At 63.6% G+C, this 15328-nt stretch carries 14 protein-coding genes and 1 pseudogene; 8 read left to right on the forward strand and 7 right to left on the reverse strand.

Translation table 11 applies throughout. The annotated features are described in order from the left end of the window. Window positions 1-43: 43 nt before the first annotated feature. The 5 genes from QA649_RS32495 to QA649_RS32515 form a co-directional block, all read right to left on the reverse strand. Window positions 44-3139: a MexW/MexI family multidrug efflux RND transporter permease subunit gene (locus tag QA649_RS32495; protein WP_283020788.1), complete on the reverse strand. Its 3096-nt coding sequence runs from the start codon at window positions 3137-3139 to the stop codon at window positions 44-46. 70 nt (window positions 3140-3209) lie between these two features. Further along, window positions 3210-4403, reverse strand: coding sequence for an efflux RND transporter periplasmic adaptor subunit (locus QA649_RS32500; RefSeq protein ID WP_283020789.1), 1194 nt, complete (start codon window positions 4401-4403; stop codon window positions 3210-3212). 1 nt (window position 4404) lies between these two features. Continuing rightward, window positions 4405-5106 carry a TetR/AcrR family transcriptional regulator gene (locus tag QA649_RS32505; protein WP_283026150.1) on the reverse strand — a complete coding sequence of 234 codons (702 nt, stop codon included), beginning with the start codon at window positions 5104-5106 and terminating at the stop codon, window positions 4405-4407. Window positions 5107-5243: 137 nt separating this feature from the next. Beyond that, window positions 5244-5834, reverse strand: a complete 591-nt coding sequence (locus QA649_RS32510; protein WP_283020790.1) for a thiamine pyrophosphate-dependent enzyme — start codon at window positions 5832-5834, stop codon at window positions 5244-5246. Beyond that, window positions 5831-6373 (reverse strand): phosphonopyruvate decarboxylase, encoded by a 543-nt coding sequence (locus QA649_RS32515; protein WP_283020791.1) that lies wholly within the window; start codon window positions 6371-6373, stop codon window positions 5831-5833. Before QA649_RS32515 ends, QA649_RS32510 begins: the two co-directional genes overlap by 4 nt. A gap of 105 nt (window positions 6374-6478) precedes the next feature. Between QA649_RS32515 and QA649_RS32520 the strand changes: the two genes are divergently transcribed. From QA649_RS32520 to QA649_RS32535, 4 genes are all read left to right on the forward strand, one after another. Further along, complete coding sequence (locus tag QA649_RS32520) at window positions 6479-7699, forward strand: cytochrome P450 (protein WP_283020792.1); 1221 nt, start codon at window positions 6479-6481, stop codon at window positions 7697-7699. A 227-nt stretch (window positions 7700-7926) separates the two neighbouring features. Beyond that, window positions 7927-9141 carry an ornithine--oxo-acid transaminase gene (rocD, locus tag QA649_RS32525; protein WP_283020793.1) on the forward strand — a complete coding sequence of 405 codons (1215 nt, stop codon included), beginning with the start codon at window positions 7927-7929 and terminating at the stop codon, window positions 9139-9141. Between the two features lie 262 nt (window positions 9142-9403). Continuing rightward, a complete protein-coding gene (locus tag QA649_RS32530; protein WP_283020794.1) occupies window positions 9404-10549 on the forward strand; it encodes a fructose-1,6-bisphosphatase in 1146 nt (381 codons plus the stop codon). Between the two features lie 90 nt (window positions 10550-10639). Further along, window positions 10640-11827, forward strand: a complete 1188-nt coding sequence (locus tag QA649_RS32535) for a 6-phosphofructokinase (RefSeq protein WP_283020795.1) — start codon at window positions 10640-10642, stop codon at window positions 11825-11827. A gap of 260 nt (window positions 11828-12087) precedes the next feature. Here the strand turns inward: QA649_RS32535 and QA649_RS32540 are convergent, their stop codons facing one another. Then, entirely contained in the window at window positions 12088-12327 is a 240-nt protein-coding gene (locus QA649_RS32540) for a hypothetical protein (RefSeq protein ID WP_283020796.1), read from the reverse strand. A gap of 80 nt (window positions 12328-12407) precedes the next feature. Between QA649_RS32540 and QA649_RS32545 the strand changes: the two genes are divergently transcribed. From QA649_RS32545 to QA649_RS32560, 4 genes and pseudogenes are all read left to right on the forward strand, one after another. Further along, window positions 12408-13895: a Spy/CpxP family protein refolding chaperone gene (locus QA649_RS32545; RefSeq protein WP_283020797.1), complete on the forward strand. Its 1488-nt coding sequence runs from the start codon at window positions 12408-12410 to the stop codon at window positions 13893-13895. Between the two features lie 40 nt (window positions 13896-13935). After that, the gene (locus QA649_RS32550; protein WP_283020798.1) at window positions 13936-14208 is read left to right on the forward strand and encodes a hypothetical protein; all 273 of its coding nucleotides are present in this window, start codon (window positions 13936-13938) and stop codon (window positions 14206-14208) included. 143 nt (window positions 14209-14351) lie between these two features. Further along, complete coding sequence (locus QA649_RS32555) at window positions 14352-14573, forward strand: hypothetical protein (protein WP_283020799.1); 222 nt, start codon at window positions 14352-14354, stop codon at window positions 14571-14573. Window positions 14574-14647: 74 nt separating this feature from the next. Then, window positions 14648-14860: pseudogene (locus QA649_RS32560) on the forward strand (hypothetical protein); the annotation flags it as partial. A gap of 44 nt (window positions 14861-14904) precedes the next feature. Here QA649_RS32560 and QA649_RS32565 read toward each other — a convergent pair. Next, window positions 14905-15138, reverse strand: a complete 234-nt coding sequence (locus tag QA649_RS32565; RefSeq protein ID WP_283020800.1) for a hypothetical protein — start codon at window positions 15136-15138, stop codon at window positions 14905-14907. Window positions 15139-15328 lie beyond the last annotated feature (190 nt).

Consider the following 15328-nt stretch of genomic DNA (forward strand, 5'->3'; position numbering starts at 1 on the left):
GCGGACTCGCCGCTGCCGCCCTCCGATTTGCTTGCTTCCGGCCTCAGGTCGGGCGCAGCGCCTTGGCGCCGAGGTCGAGTTCGTTGACCTGCTTGTTCCGCTCGGAATCGGCCGCCGCACGATGGTCGGTCGCCAGCACCACGTAGACCGCAGGCAGCACGAACAGCGTGAACAGCGTTCCGATCGACATGCCGGCGACGACGACCAGACCGATCGAGAAGCGGCTGGCCGCGCCCGCGCCGGTCGCGGTGAGCAGCGGGATCAGGCCGGTCACCATCGCAGCCGTCGTCATCAGGATCGGCCGCAGGCGGATGCGGGCCGACATCTCGATGGCCGAGCGGCGATCGAGCCGCTCCTTGACCTGGAGCTCGTTGGCGAACTCCACCATCAGGATGCCGTGCTTGGTGATCAGGCCGACCAGGGTGAGCAGACCGACCTGGGTGTAGATGTTCATGGTCGCCACGCCGAAGAAGAGCGGGATCAGCGCGCCGACGATCGCCATCGGCACCGAGATCATGATCACGAGCGGATCGCGCAGGCTCTCGAACTGCGCGGCCAGCACCAGGAAGATGATGATCAGCGCGAAGCCGAAGGTGATCGCGAGCTGGTTGCCTTCCTGCACATACTGACGGGAGTCGGCCAGATAGTCGTGGCTGAAGCCGGCAGGCAGCTTCTTGGCCTCGCCTTCCAGGAAGTCGACCGCGGCACCGACGGTCACGCCCGGCATCGGCACCGCCGAGAAGGTCGCCGAATTGAGCTGATTGTAGTGCGTCAGCGAATTCGGATCGGTCCTGGTCTTGATCGAGACCACAGTCGACAGCGGCAGCTGCTGGCCGGTGTTGGTCGTCACATAGTAGCCGCCGAGCGATTCCGGCGAGAGCCGCTGACCGCGCGGCACCTGCGGGATCACCTGGTACGACCTGCCTTCGAGATTGAAGCGGTTGATGTAGTTGCCGCCGAGCAGAACCGCGAGCGTCGAGCCGAGGTTCTGCATGTTGACGCCGAGATCCTGCGCCTTGCTACGGTCGATCGTGACCTGAACGCTCGGCTGGTTGTAGGCGAGGTCGCTGTCGGAGACGATGAACATGCCGCTCTTGCGCGCGGCATCCTTCAGCTTCTCCATCTGCTCATAGACGGTCTGGTAGCCCGCGGTCGAGTTGATGACCATCTGCACCGGCAGACCGCCCGGACCACCCGGCAGCGGCGGCAGGTTGAACGCGAAGGCCTGCACGCCCTCGATCTTGGAAAGCTCGGCCTGCACCAGCGGCTTCAAGGCGATCGACGAGCGCTTGCGCTCCTCCCAGGGCTTGAGCAGCATGCCGGCGATACCGCCCTGCGGGCCGTTGATGCCGTTCAGCACGAAGCGAAGGTCGGTCTCGGGGAACTTCTGGAATTCCTTGTCGAGCTTGTCGCCGTAGAAATCGACATAATCGATGTTGGCGTACTTCGGCGCCTTGGTCACCGCGAACACGATGCCCTGGTCTTCCTCCGGCGCCAGCTCCTTCGAGGTGTGCATATAGAGGAAGCCGACGAGGCCGAGGATCGTCACAGCGAACAGGCCGGTGATCGCCTTGTAGTCGAGCGAGCGGTCGAGCCTGCGGCCATACCAGCGCGTCAGCGCGCCGAACACCCGGTTGACCAGCTTGGCAAAGCGGCCCTCCTCCGTATTCTTCAGCAGCACCGAGCACATCATCGGCGACAGCGTCAGCGCGATCACGCCCGACACGATCACCGAGCCGGCGAGCGTGAAGGCGAATTCGCGGAACAGCGAACCGGTGAGACCGCCGAGGAAGCCGATCGGCGCATACACGGCCGCGAGCGTGATGGTCATCGAGATAATGGGACCGACGATTTCACGCGCGCCTTCCAGCGACGCCTGGACCGGCGTTTTCCCTTCCTCCAGATGGCGGTGGATGTTCTCCACCACCACGATGGCGTCGTCGACCACGAGGCCGATCGCGAGCACCATCGCGAGCAGGGTCAAGAGGTTGAAGCTGAAGCCCAGCGACAGCATCAAGGTGCAGACGCCGATCATCGACAGCGGAATCGTGACGACGGGAATGATGACCGAGCGCAGCGAGGCCAGGAACAGGAAGATCACCACGATGACGATGATCACGGCTTCGCCCAGCGTCTTCTCCACCTCGTCGATCGAGGATTGGATGAACTTGGTCGAATCGTAGGCGACCTTCATCTTCATCGACGGCGGAAGATTGCGCTCGAGCTCCGGGAACAGAGCACGCACGCCCTTGACCAGCGTCAGCGGGTTGCCTTGCGGCGTCGCGTTCACGCCGATGAAGATCGCATGCTCGCCGTTGAAGGCGACGCTGGCGTCCGTACTCTGTGCGGCAAGCTCGACCGTCGCGATGTCCTCCATCCGGACGAAGCCACCGTCCTTGGCCTTGACGATCATTTTCCTGAACTGGTTGACGTCGGTGAGGCTGGTGTTGGTCGAGATGTTGGAGACGATCAGATAGCCCTTGGTCTGCCCCGCCGCGGACTGGAAGTTGTTGGCGGTGATCGCGGCCGCGACATCTGCCGGCGACACGTTGCGGCCAGCCATCTTCGTTGGATCGAGCCACAGCCGCATCGCAAAGGTCTGGCCGCCGAGGATGTCGGCCGAAGCGACGCCGTCCACCGTCGACAGCACCGGCTGCACCACGCGCGTCAGATAGTCGGAGATCGCCGAGCCCGACAGTTCCTCCGAGGAGAAGCCGAGATACATCACGGCCGTGGTCTGGCCCGTGGTCTTGGTGACGATCGGGTCGTTCGATTCCTTCGGGATCAGGTACTTGACCGAGTTCGTCTTCGCCAGAACCTCGGTGAGCGCCTGGTTCGGATCGAAGTTCAGCTTGATGTAGACCTGGATCGTCGAGGTGCCGAGCACCGAGGACGAGGTCATGTAGTCGACGCCTTCGGCGGAGGCGACCGCCTGCTCGATCGGCGTGGTGATGAAGCCCTGGATCAGGTCCGCGGACGCGCCGGGATAGACGGTCGTGATGTTGATGACCGTGTTCGACAGCTTCGGATATTGCCGGATCGGCAGCACCATTGCGGCGCGCAGGCCGATCAGCAGGATCAGCAGGCTGACGACGACCGACAGGACCGGGCGTTTGATGAAAATATCGGTAAAGCGCATCGCGGCGATCTCGAATTCTTTGCCTTTAGAAAAGTGATCCGGCCGGGCCGGATCACTTGGATGTATCGGATCAGTAGCGCGGTGGCTGCGCCGGGATCTGCGGAGCCGGATCGGTCGAAATCGCGACCGCCGCGCCCGATTGCAGCTTGAGCTGGCCGACGGCGACGACCTTGTCGCCCACCTTCAGACCCTTGACGATCTCGACGCGGCCCTCGACCCGGTTGCCGGTCTGCACGAAGGTGCGCACCGCGGAGAGGCTGGTCTTGCCGTCCTCTTCCTTCTTCTCGGTGATCACGAACACGGAGTCGCCATACAGAGTGTAGTCGACCGCCGTTTCCGGAACGGTGATCACCGCCGGCTTCTCCGGCAACACCACCGTCGTGGTCACGAACATGCCGGGCTTCAGGATCTTCTCGGGATTGGCGATCGTCGCCTGCACGCGGATGTTGCGGGTGTCGGTCGCGATCTGCGGCTCGATCGTGGTGATCTTGCCCTCGAAGGTGCGACCGGGATAGGCGTCGACCTTCAGCCGAACGGTCTGGCCGACCTTGAGGCTGGCGGAATCCTTTTCGGTGACGGTGAAGTTGGCCCACAGCTCCGACAGGTCGGTCAACGAGACGATCGCGGTGCCGGCCGTCAGATACTGGCCGACCTCCACCTTGCGCATGCCGAGATCACCCGAGAACGGCGCGCGCACGAGCTTCTGCGAAATCAGCGCCTCGGTCTTTGCGATCCCCGCTTGCGCCTGGTCGTAGGCAGCCTGCGCGGTATCGACGGTCGCCTGCGGGCCGAACTGGCGCGAGGCCAGCTGCTTGGCGCGGTCGAGCGAGAGCTGCGCGACGGTCGCCTGCGCCTTGTAGTTGGCGAGGTCACCTTGATCCGGCGCGTCGAACAGCTGCACCAGCGGCGTGCCGGCTTCGACACGCGTACCCGGCTCGAACTTGATCTCGGTGACGCGGCCGTTGACGTCGGCGCTGACGTCGACCTGGTGCACGGCGACGAGGCTGCCGACCGCCGTGAGCAGGTTCGGCACCACCTCCGACTTCGCCTCGGCTGCGCTGACGGCCGTCGGCGGCGGCTTGTTGTTGGCGAAGAACTGCTTGATCATCTGGCCGCGGAAATTATTGAACCAGACGAGACCACCAACGAGCACGGCAAGCAGCGTGCCGACGATGATGAACCAGCGTACCGGCCGGACCGGACGCTTGGGGGCCTTGTTGTCGATCGGTTCGCCCGAAATCTTGTGTTCGGCTACGATGTTCATGTCATGCACTTTCTGCAATCGCCGTCTTGCCCGCATCCGCGGCCTGATCGCGGCCCAAATGCGAAGCAATTGCGGCGTCGTTAAGTCCGATACCCCTCAGGAGAAACTCACAGAGCTGCCGCTCCAGATCGTTCGCCTTGCCGTAAGCGAGACAGGGCGCAGCCGGCAGCCTGGTCAGCGCAGCCATCATCACCGCGTGATGCGCAAACCAGAACAGGTTGAGCGGATCACCGCTGAAAGGCCGCGCCTCACCGCTGGCAACCGCACGCTCGAGCGAGGCGACGAAGACCGCCCCGATCAGCTTCTCGATTTTGGCATATAGCAGACGGGCGAATTCGCCATCATCCAAATGGCTCGTGGCCATCAGTCGCAGGCGCTGCGCTTCTTCCTGGTCGGGACCGTCGGCGATGTGGAGGAAGTGCTGGACCATGCCGCGGATCAGCTCGACCAGAGCCGCCGTCGACGGCTCGCGCTCGAGCAGCTCCATCAAGGCCGGATCCGCCTCGCATTCGTCGCTGAGGATTTCGGCGTACAGCGCCGCCTTGGACGGGAAATGCTTGAACAGCAGCGCCTCGGAAATGGCAGCGGCGGCCGCCACGCTCTTCGTCGTGGTGCCGTTATATCCGTGGCGGGCAAAGCAGCGTTTCGCGGCACCGAGGATCAATTGACGCCTCAGGTCGCTCGTCATACGCAATGAGCTCATGTTAGTGAGTAAGCACTCACCCACGCAAAAGTCAAGCACTATACCGCACCGCAACCTAGATGCGGCGTAAAAATAGTGGAAATTGATCCAGCCTGCACGGCCCGCGTGCGGGACATCGGCAGAATGGCGTAGACCGCCTAGATCGGCTGGAAGCCGAGGTCCCCGCGAATCCGGTTGACGATGTAGGTCCCGTCCCGAATCGGCAGGATTCGCTCCAGATTGGCGCTGTCGATCTTCACATTGGCAAATCGCGGGCCCGCCGAGACGTCATGGACGGCTTTGGCGAAGGCCTCGACCTCGGCCATGGTCGAGATCGACTGGCTGTCCTTGATGCCGCAGGCCCTGGCGACGCCGACGAGGTCGGCAGCGGCCGAGGTGTGGCTGGTCTGGCCGCCGGTCTCGCCATAGGCCTCGTTGTCGAGCACTGCGATCGAGAGGTTGGCCGGCTTCTGCAGGCCGATGGTGGCAAGGCTGCCGAGGCCCATCAGCATCTCGCCGTCGCCGGTGATGACCAGCACCGGCAGCTTTGGCTGCGCCAGTGCCAAACCCAGCCCGATCATCGCGGCGCCGCCCATGCCGCCCCAGAGATAGAAGTTGCGGGCATGGTCGCCGGCCGCGCACATGTCGTTGGTGGAGGCGCCTAAGCCGCCGATCGCGACCACGTCCTTGCGGTTCGCAAGCAGGGTGGAGACCACCTGACGGCGGTCGAGGAGATTGGCCTTGCTCATTTGGTGAAAACCTTGGCGCCGATCAGGCGCTGCGACAGAAGGACGGCGGTGGGCGTAAGCGCGTTGTAGGCCTGCGAGGCGGCGGCCTCGAGCACCGCCGGCACCTCGGCTGCGTTCGAGGCACGCAGCACCTGAACGCCTGAGAGCTCGAACACGCCCTGCGTGGTCGACCCCATCGGCACCTGCCACGGATTGAACTCACCCCACTCGCCGCGCATGGTCACGAGCGTGAGGAACGGAAAGCGCAGGATCGGGATCAGCGACAGCATGTTGATGCAATTGCCGACGCCGCTCGACTGCATCAGCAAGACGCCACGCTGGCCGCCTGCCCAGGCGCCGGCGAGCAGCGCCACGCCCTCCTCCTCCGTCGTCAGCGGAATGCCGCGCATGGTGGAGGAGTCCAGCACCCGCTGGATCAGTTTCGAATGACCGGCATCGGGCACGTACGGCACCTGCCGGACGTCGAAGCGTTGCAAGGTCGCGAAAATATCGTCGGGCCAGTTCGGCACCGTGTCGGCAGCGTCAGCGCGTGCGTGCATTTTTCTGTCCGGTCGGCTAGCAAGGTGCAAAGACTGTAGACGCATGCATGCGCCGACCAGAACAACAAAAACGGCATAACGGCTTTAACCGGCGAGTATAACGGGATGAACGCAGATGCGAAGGCGCTGGCGGCAAGCTTCGACCTCGAGAAGCTGACGCCTGAATTCTACGACAACCCCTATCCGACTTATCGTGCACTGCGGGAGAACGACCCGGTCAAGCGCCTGCCGAACGGCACTGTGTTCCTGACCCGCTACGACGACCTCGTCACCACCTACAAGAACACGAAATCGTTCAGCTCGGACAAGAAGCGCGAGTTCGCGCCGAAATACGGCGACACCCCGCTCTACGAGCACCACACCACCAGCCTCGTCTTCAACGATCCGCCGTCCCACACCCGCGTGCGCCGCCTGATCATGGGCGCGTTGTCGCCGCGTGCGATCGCGGGGATGGAAGGCGATCTCGTCAAGCTGGTCGACGGCCTGCTCGACGCCATCGCCGCCAAGGGCCATTGCGAGCTGATCGAGGATTTCGCCGCATCGATTCCCATCGAGGTGATCGGCAATCTGCTCGACGTGCCCCATGACGAGCGCGGGCCGCTGCGCGACTGGTCGCTGGCGATCCTGGGCGCACTCGAGCCCGTGGTGTCGCCCGAAGTGGCCGCGCGCGGCAACAGGGCGGTGACGGACTTCCTCGCTTATCTCGAAACGCTGGTCGCACGGCGGCGCGAAAAGCCCGGCAATCCCGAGCGCGACGTGCTGACGCGCCTCATTCAAGGCGAGGAGAACGGCGAGCGGCTGACCGAGAAGGAGCTGCTGCACAATTGCATCTTCCTGCTCAATGCCGGCCACGAGACCACCACCAATCTGATCGGCAACGGCCTCGTCGCGCTCGACCGCAACCCGGACCAGAAGCAGCGGCTGATCGACAACCCCGACATGATCAAGACCGCGGTGGAGGAAATGCTGCGCTACGAGAGCTCGAACCAGCTCGGCAACCGCATGACCACGGAGAAGGTCGAGCTCGGCGGCGTCATGCTCGAGGCCGGCACGTCGGTGACGCTGTGCATCGGGGCTGCCAACCGCGATCCCGCGCAGTTTGCCGACCCCGAACGCTTCGATATCGCGCGGACGCCGAACCGGCATCTCGCCTTCGCCACCGGCGCGCATCAATGCGCCGGTATGGCGCTGGCGCGGCTGGAAGGCGCCATCGCGATCTCGCGCTTCCTGGCGCGCTTCCCGAACTATGCCGGCAGCGGCCAGCCGGTGCGGGGCGGACGGGTGCGGTTCCGCGGCTTTTTGAGCGTGCCGTGCGCGCTTGGCTGAGGGCCAAAAATAAAAATGTCGAAAACAACCCCATGCACAGTAGAAGCCGGATCGGCGAACGACACCATGTGATTCCACAGAACCATCTGACGTTTCGGGCAAATCGGGCCGCGCCGCGCCATTGGCGCAGGAAGGCTTCCAAGGTGCCGGGCTGATCCCCAAATCAAGCTGAAGGTCGCCGGTGCAGTCGGTTGACGCCCCCGCGCGCAGCAATGGAGTGACGACAGATGAGCTCGTCGGACATTGATTTCATCGCAACGGAAGCACGCTTTGGGGCCCAAAATTACGCGCCGATCGGGGTCGTCCTGTCGCGCGGCGAAGGTGTCTGGGTCTGGGATACCGAAGGCAACCGCTATCTCGATTGCCTCTCGGCCTATTCGGCGGTCAGCCAGGGCCACTGCCACCCCAAGATCCTGGCGGCGATGGTCGAACAGGCGCACAGGCTGACGCTCACCTCGCGCGCCTTTCACAACGACCAGCTCGCCCTGTTCTACGAGGAGATCGCGGCGCTCACCGGTTCCCACAAGGTGCTGCCGATGAACAGCGGCGCGGAGGCAGTCGAAAGCGCGATCAAGTCGGTCCGCAAATGGGGCTATGAGGTGAAGGGTGTGCCGGACGGCCAGGCCGAGATCATCGTCTGCGCCAATAATTTCCACGGACGCACGCTGGGCATCGTCGGCTTTTCGACCGACCCCGAGACACATGGACACTTCGGGCCGTTCGCGCCGGGCTTCAAGATCATCCCGTTCGGCGACGCCGCGGCGCTGGAGCAGGCCATCACCCCGAACACGGTCGCCTTCCTGGTCGAGCCGATCCAGGGCGAAGCCGGTGTCGTCATTCCTCCCGCCGGCTATTTCACGAAGGTACGGGAGCTCTGCACCGCCAACAACGTGATGCTGGTGCTCGACGAGATCCAGACCGGGCTCGGCCGCACCGGCAAGCTGCTCGCCGAACAGCACGAGGGGATCGAGGCGGACGTGACGCTGCTCGGCAAGGCCCTGTCCGGCGGCTTCTATCCGGTGTCGGCCGTGCTCTCGAACAACGACGTGCTCGGGACTTTGCGACCCGGGCAGCACGGTTCGACCTTCGGCGGCAACCCGCTTGCCTGCGCCGTGGCGCGCGCGGCGATGCGGGTCCTTGTCGAGGAAGGCATGATCGAGAACGCGGCGAGGCAAGGCGCGCGCTTTCTGGACGGCTTGAAGGACATTCGTGCCAACACGATCCGCGAGGTGCGCGGGCGCGGCCTGATGCTGGCGGTCGAGTTGCATCCCGAAGCCGGCCGCGCCCGCCGCTACTGCGAGGCGCTTCAAGGCAAGGGCATCCTCGCCAAGGATACCCATGAGCAAACGATCCGCATCGCTCCGCCGCTGGTGATCACCAGCGACCAGGTCGACTGGGCGCTGGAGCGGCTCGCCACCACCCTGACGCAGGATTTCTCCTGAGGCTGCCTGCGTCGGAAGATCGCAATGCCGGCCGTGCCCAACGACGAGTTAGCGGCCCGGCCAGAACCGGACTCGTGCAGCGTAGCAAATAGTGACGCATGGTCCTAAGGCAAAACTCCGCTTGATCCCGGCAACGGGATGAACGGGATGCGTGGAACTTATCGGAGCGATGGACGTTTTGGTCCGCGAATGAGCAGCGCCGTGCCCGGCGCAGCAAGCGCCGAGCCGGAGGTGCTGAGCTGCGCGGATCGGAGACATGCTCATGAGACTCACCATATCAGTCATCAAAGCTGACGTTGGCTCCGTTGGCGGGCATACGAAACCGTCTTCACGCATGATCGCGGCTGTCGAGGGCGAGGTTGCCAAGGCGATCTGCAATGGTCTGCTGATCGACGGTTTCATCTGCCACACCGGCGACGACATTGCGATCATCATGACGCACACACGGGGCGAAGGAAGCTCCGAGGTGCATCAACTCGCCTGGAAGACGTTCCTCGCGGCCACCTCGGTCGCGAAAACCTCCGGGCTCTATGGCGCTGGCCAGGATCTTCTCGCCGAAGCGCCTTCCGGGAACATTCGCGGCGCCGGCCCAGGCGTCGCCGAGCTCAGCTTCGACCACAGCCTCTCCGGCGTGCGACGCGCGGAGTCCTTCATGGTGTTCGCGGCCGACAAATGCGGCCCCGGCGCCTACAACCTGCCGCTCTATCTCGCCTTTGCCGACCCCATGTATTGCGCTGGGCTGATGCTGCCTCCAATGATCAAGGGATTCCGTTTCCACGTCATCGACATGGACAACACAGCCGGCGACAGCCTCCTCGAGCTCGACGCACCCGCCGACAGCTACTACATTGCCGCCCTGCTTCGCGACAACGAGCGCTTCGGCATCGATCGCATCATTTCTCGAACCCATGGCGAGGTCGTCGCGGCCGTTTCGGCACAGCGCCTCCATGCGATCGCAGGCAAGTACACCGGCAAGGATGATCCAGTCGCCATCATCAGGAACCAGGGGATTTTCCCAGCTCCGGAGGAAATAATCTCGCCGTTCGCCAAAGCGCACTTCGTGGGCGGCGATGCACGCGGCTCGCATGTAATGCCCCTCATGCCGGTGCCACTCAACACGCCCGTTACCGGCATGTACTGCCTACCGATCGTTTCTTGCGTCGGCTTTTCGATCGACAGGGAAGGCCGCTTTGCCGAGTCCTACATCGATTTCTTCGACAACCCGGCATGGGATGAGGTCCGCCGGCGCGCCCAGCGCAAGGCCATCGAGATGCGCAGCCAAGGCTGGTCTGGCGCCGCCATGCTACCCTATTCCGAACTGGAATATGGCGGCTTCCGCGACACCGTGTCCGGACTGCTGAAGCGTTTTCGACTGCGCGACGACCGCAAGCCGGAAGCGGCCGAGTAGCGACCGCCTCCAATCAGAAACTGGAGCGACGTTCACCGTTCAATCGACAGATGCAGGCGCTATGACGACATGCCGATCCGGGAGGTGGATATGGCCAAGAAACGCATCGGCATTCTCACGGGGGGCGGCGACGTCCCCGGCCTCAATGCAGTCATCAAGAGCGTGACTTATCGCGGCAGTGAGGACGACATCGAGGTTGTCGGTCTGCGCCGTGGTTGGGAGGCCCTCACGCACCTGAACCTCGACGACCCAAACAGCAGGTCCCACTACGTCATCCCGCTGAACCGTGAAAACACTCGAACCATCGACCGGCGTGGCGGCACCGTGCTGCACTCGAGCCGCGTCAATCCCTCCAAAATACAAAAGCTGCCCGATCATCTCGTCGGCAGTGATGTTCCGGTCTCGCTGAGCACCAACGGCGGCATCGCGACAAAGACGTGGGACCTCACCAGCCGGGTGCTCGCTAACCTTTCGGGACTTGGCATCGAACACCTGATCGCCATCGGCGGCGACGACACGCTCAGTTATGCGGCCAAGCTCAACGAACTCGGCGTCAAGATCATCGCCATCCCGAAGACGATGGATAATGACGTCCGCAACACCGAGTACTGCATCGGCTTCTCGACCGCGATCACCCGCGCCAGCGATGCCATCCAGCGGCAGCGCACCACCGTCGGCTCGCATGAGCGAATTGGCATTTTCCGCGTCTTTGGCCGCGATGCCGGATTTACGGCACTCTACACCGCGTATGCGACCTCGATACGATGCGTCATACCGGAGTATAAGGTCGACCTCGACAAGCTGATCCAGTTGCTCATCGAGGACAAGCGCGCCAATCCGAGCAACTACGCGCTGATCGTGCTCAGCGAGGGAGCTCAGTGGGAAGGCTACAAGCTGCGGCAATACGGCGAGCCTGACGCCTACGGTCACCGCAAGAAGGCCAACGTGGCGGAATCGCTTGCCGACGAGATCAAGCAGCGCACCGGCGAGGAGACAATCACCTCCGATCTCACCTACGATTTGCGATCGGGCGATCCGGACTTCATCGACAAGCTTGTGGCCCTGACTTTCGGTAACATGGCCTACGATGCCATGCTGGAAAGCAAGACCGGCCTCATGTCGGCGCTGGTCGAGGGCCGCTACGACCTCGTGCCCATCCCTGACGCCAAGCTCGGTCCGCGCAAATTGGACGTTGCGAGCAGCTACAACACGGAGCGCTACCGCCCCATCTACGCCAACAAGCAGGGGCTGCCGATCTTTCTCAACCGCGCGTCCTAGCGCCCCGGCCGCCCGCAATTGGCTCAAGCTGGACAGCCGCTTGAAATCGACCGGGCGCTCGCCACCACCCTGACGCAGGATTTCTCCTGAGGCTGCCTGCGTCGGAAGATCGCAATGCCGGCCGTGGCCGACAACGAACGATTCCGCCAGCTGTGCGTTGAACGTCGTGGGCGATTACGAGCTGGGAGCGATCATCATGCTTCCGCGTGGCGTTTGCCTGACGGCTGTTTTAGTTGGTGCCTCGATGCTGACGGCGAGCGTCAGTACGTTCGCGCAAGGACCCGGCCAGGGACATGGCAGGGGCGGTCCAGCCGCAGCGCCGGCAGCACGGCCAGCAGCACCACCGGCCATGGCCCGTCCGGCGGCGCCGCCAGCCATGGCACGTCCCGCCGCACCGGCATTCCATCCGCCGGCCATGCCGCAGCGACCGGCCATGGCGCCACATCCTGCGCCGCATATTGCCTCACCGCCACCGCGCCCCGCCCCACATTTCGCTGCACCGCAACCGCGGGCGGCCCCGCACGTGGCGGCGCCGCGGCCTGAATTCCATCGGGCGCCGGCAGCACCGCAACGCCCGGCCATGGTCCCCCGGCCGACGCCGCACATCGCCGCTCCGTCGGCCGCCCCCTCGCGGCCCAGCGGACCGCCGGCCGCGAGCGAGCGGCTGTCGCGGCGGGATCAGATCGAACAGCGCGCGCAACGGCGCCAGCAGCAAGTCCAGCAGCGCCAGGAGATGGTGCAGCAGCGGCAGCGCGAGATGCTGTCGCGCCAGACCACGGAGCGTCAGACCCGCATCGATCGTTTGCAGCAGCGCGTGCAGCAAGTCCAGTCGCAGAAACCGGAAGGCGCGCGGGCGTTGCGCGAGCAGCAACGGACGCTCCAGACGCAGAACCGCCTGCTTCAGCGCGAGCAGCGCGCTCAGCAAAGCGACCTGGCGCGCCAGCAGCGGCTTGGCCTCCAGGCTCCGGCCGGACGGGCGGCAGCGACTACAGCCGCGGCCGCAGCCGCTGTGCAGGCCGCCCAGCGCGGGCGGTTTGCCGAGCGCTTCCGCGAACAGACCCCTGCGCAACAAGCCCAGGCGGCGCTCACCACCCGCCAGAGCGGCTGGGCTCCCCGGCAGGCCTGGCGACACCGCCATCCCGCGGTGTTCGTGGCCTGGCTTGGACCCGTGTTCTGGCCTTATGCCTATTCCGACATTTTCGACTACACGTTCTGGTCCTATGCCTACGAGCCCGGCTATTGGGCGTACGCCTATGACGACTTCGTCGACACCGTGTTCTGGGGTGGTGGCGGCGCTTATTCCGCCTACGCCAGCATCAACCCATATGACTACCCGCAAGCGGGCGGCGGCGGTCGCGCCCGTCCGCGCGCCAGCGTGAGCCCGCAAACGCTCCAGCAATTGTGCGGCGCGCCGGACAAGGGAGTGACCGCCTGGCCGCTGGCCGACATCACGAAAGCAGTGCAGCCGACACCGGAGCAACGCGCACTGCTCGACGAGCTGAAGACCGCGGCGGCCAACGCTGCCGGTGTGTTCAAGGACTCCTGCGCGGAGACCTATGCACTGACTCCACCCGGCCGCCTGCGCGCGATGATGAATCGCGTCAACGCGACGCTGGAAGCCGTCAAGATCGTGCGGCCGGCACTGGAGAATTTCTACAACTCGCTCAATGACGAACAACAGGCCCGCTTCAACGCGCTCGGTCCCAACGTCGGCGAGCGCTCGCCGCAGCAGCAAGCCAACGCCGAGGGCTGTGGCGATCCGAAATCCGGCCTGACCCAGTTACCGATCCAGAGGATCGAGGCCGTGCTCCACCCTGCCGGCAAGCAGAAGGAGGCGCTCGACCGCCTCAGCGAAGCGACAGCCAAGGGCGTCGAAGGCCTGCAGGCGGCCTGCCCGAACGATGTAGCGCTGACACCGGTCGGACGACTGGAGGCGATGCAGCGCCGGCTCGAGGCGATGCTCACGGCCGCCAAGCTGGTCGAGCCTGCGCTGGACGAGTTCTATGCCACGCTGAGCAGCGAGCAGAAGGCGCGCTTCAACACGCTGCAGCAGGTCGCAGGGCCGTGAGGACGGCGTCGCGTTCTCGCTGCAGCTCATGAGATTGACAATGTTCTTGCGGGCCGCGAACTCCTTTCGGCAAGATGTGCATGCCATCGTTCACGATTTCATCGAGCTCGAGCGACGCCATATCACGATGGAAGATCGCGATTTCTTTCCCGCTGCCGTGAAGGCTCTCGAGCCTCAAGATTGGACGAAGATCGCTTCGGCTATGTCCAATCCTGAGGATCCGTCGTTTAGCGAGGCAGCCGAAGAGACGTTCGACGCGCTACGGGTACGCATCTCGCCGTTGGAACAAGAAGCCGAAGCCGAACGGCACTAGTCAAGCTCATCCGCATTGTACTGATCGGACTCAATGTCCGAAAGGTCAAAGCGTCGCTCCAATCGCTGCTTGGTCATTTCCGGTGTGCCAGACGGGCCGGCCCCGCAACGATGAGCGGAGGGTTGGGATAGCAGGAGAAGACAATGATGACTGACGATCAAGTCAATCTCGTCGTTCGGCACCTTTGCGAGCAATTGCATTTGGCGCTCCGATTGAAGGAAAGCGAGGCCCATCCACCAAACGCCAGGGATATTGGATTTGATCCTGCCTCTGTAAGAACTGTATTGCTGGCTGGATTGCGTTCGGCGGGTGTCACGATCAACCACGAGGCAGTCGCAGCGGGCGAAGAGCCGCCGTGGTCCTAAACGCAGAATGCGAGACAGGAGTTCGCGCCAATGTCTGACTTGGTCAGAAGCGCTACTGTTTTGGCCCCGACTTCTATCGCGCCCGCAATCGAGTTGGACGGTTCTTCAACAGGATCAAGCAATGTCGTCGGGTAGCGACGCGTTATGACAAGCTTGCCGCCAATCATCCCGCCTTCGTCCAACTCGCTTCGATCAGACTATGGTTCGGCGCTAAAGAGCCACGCCTTAGTTGTCCTGCTTCAAGGCTCGACGAGACCATGCATGTCCCTGCCGCACATTCTCCGTGAGAGTGCAGGGGCACGTCACGCAAACGACAGCCTCGTGTCTCACCTCACGCGGAAATCGACTTCGGCCCAACATCATTCGTGTTTGTGATCGCTTGAGGCTGCTCTACCTCATTCGGGCCAATGGCGTTGCATTGTTGGAAGTGAGAAGACAACGCAAGCTCGGCCAGATGATCCCAGTATTCTGCTTCTGCCAGCAGCTTCCATTTGTTCATGCTGTTGTACGCGGCCTGTTGGCGGCACAGAGAGCTCATCGCACGCAAGCGTCGCACCTTATCCACTGCGAACCTCCCTTCGCGCTTGCTTGCTTGCAAGCGCATTTGTGTTGCCACAGCTTCGCAGATCGAATTGACGAGTGATAGCCCGGTGTTTGACGGTGAATCGATGATAGCGCAATCGTCTGACTTTTCACCGAACAGTCATCGCAACGCTAGGGCGCGCGCGCACGCATCGTCGATGTCCGGTTCGCCT

This window comes from Bradyrhizobium sp. CB1717 (genome assembly GCF_029714325.1).
Lineage (GTDB): Bacteria > Pseudomonadota > Alphaproteobacteria > Rhizobiales > Xanthobacteraceae > Bradyrhizobium.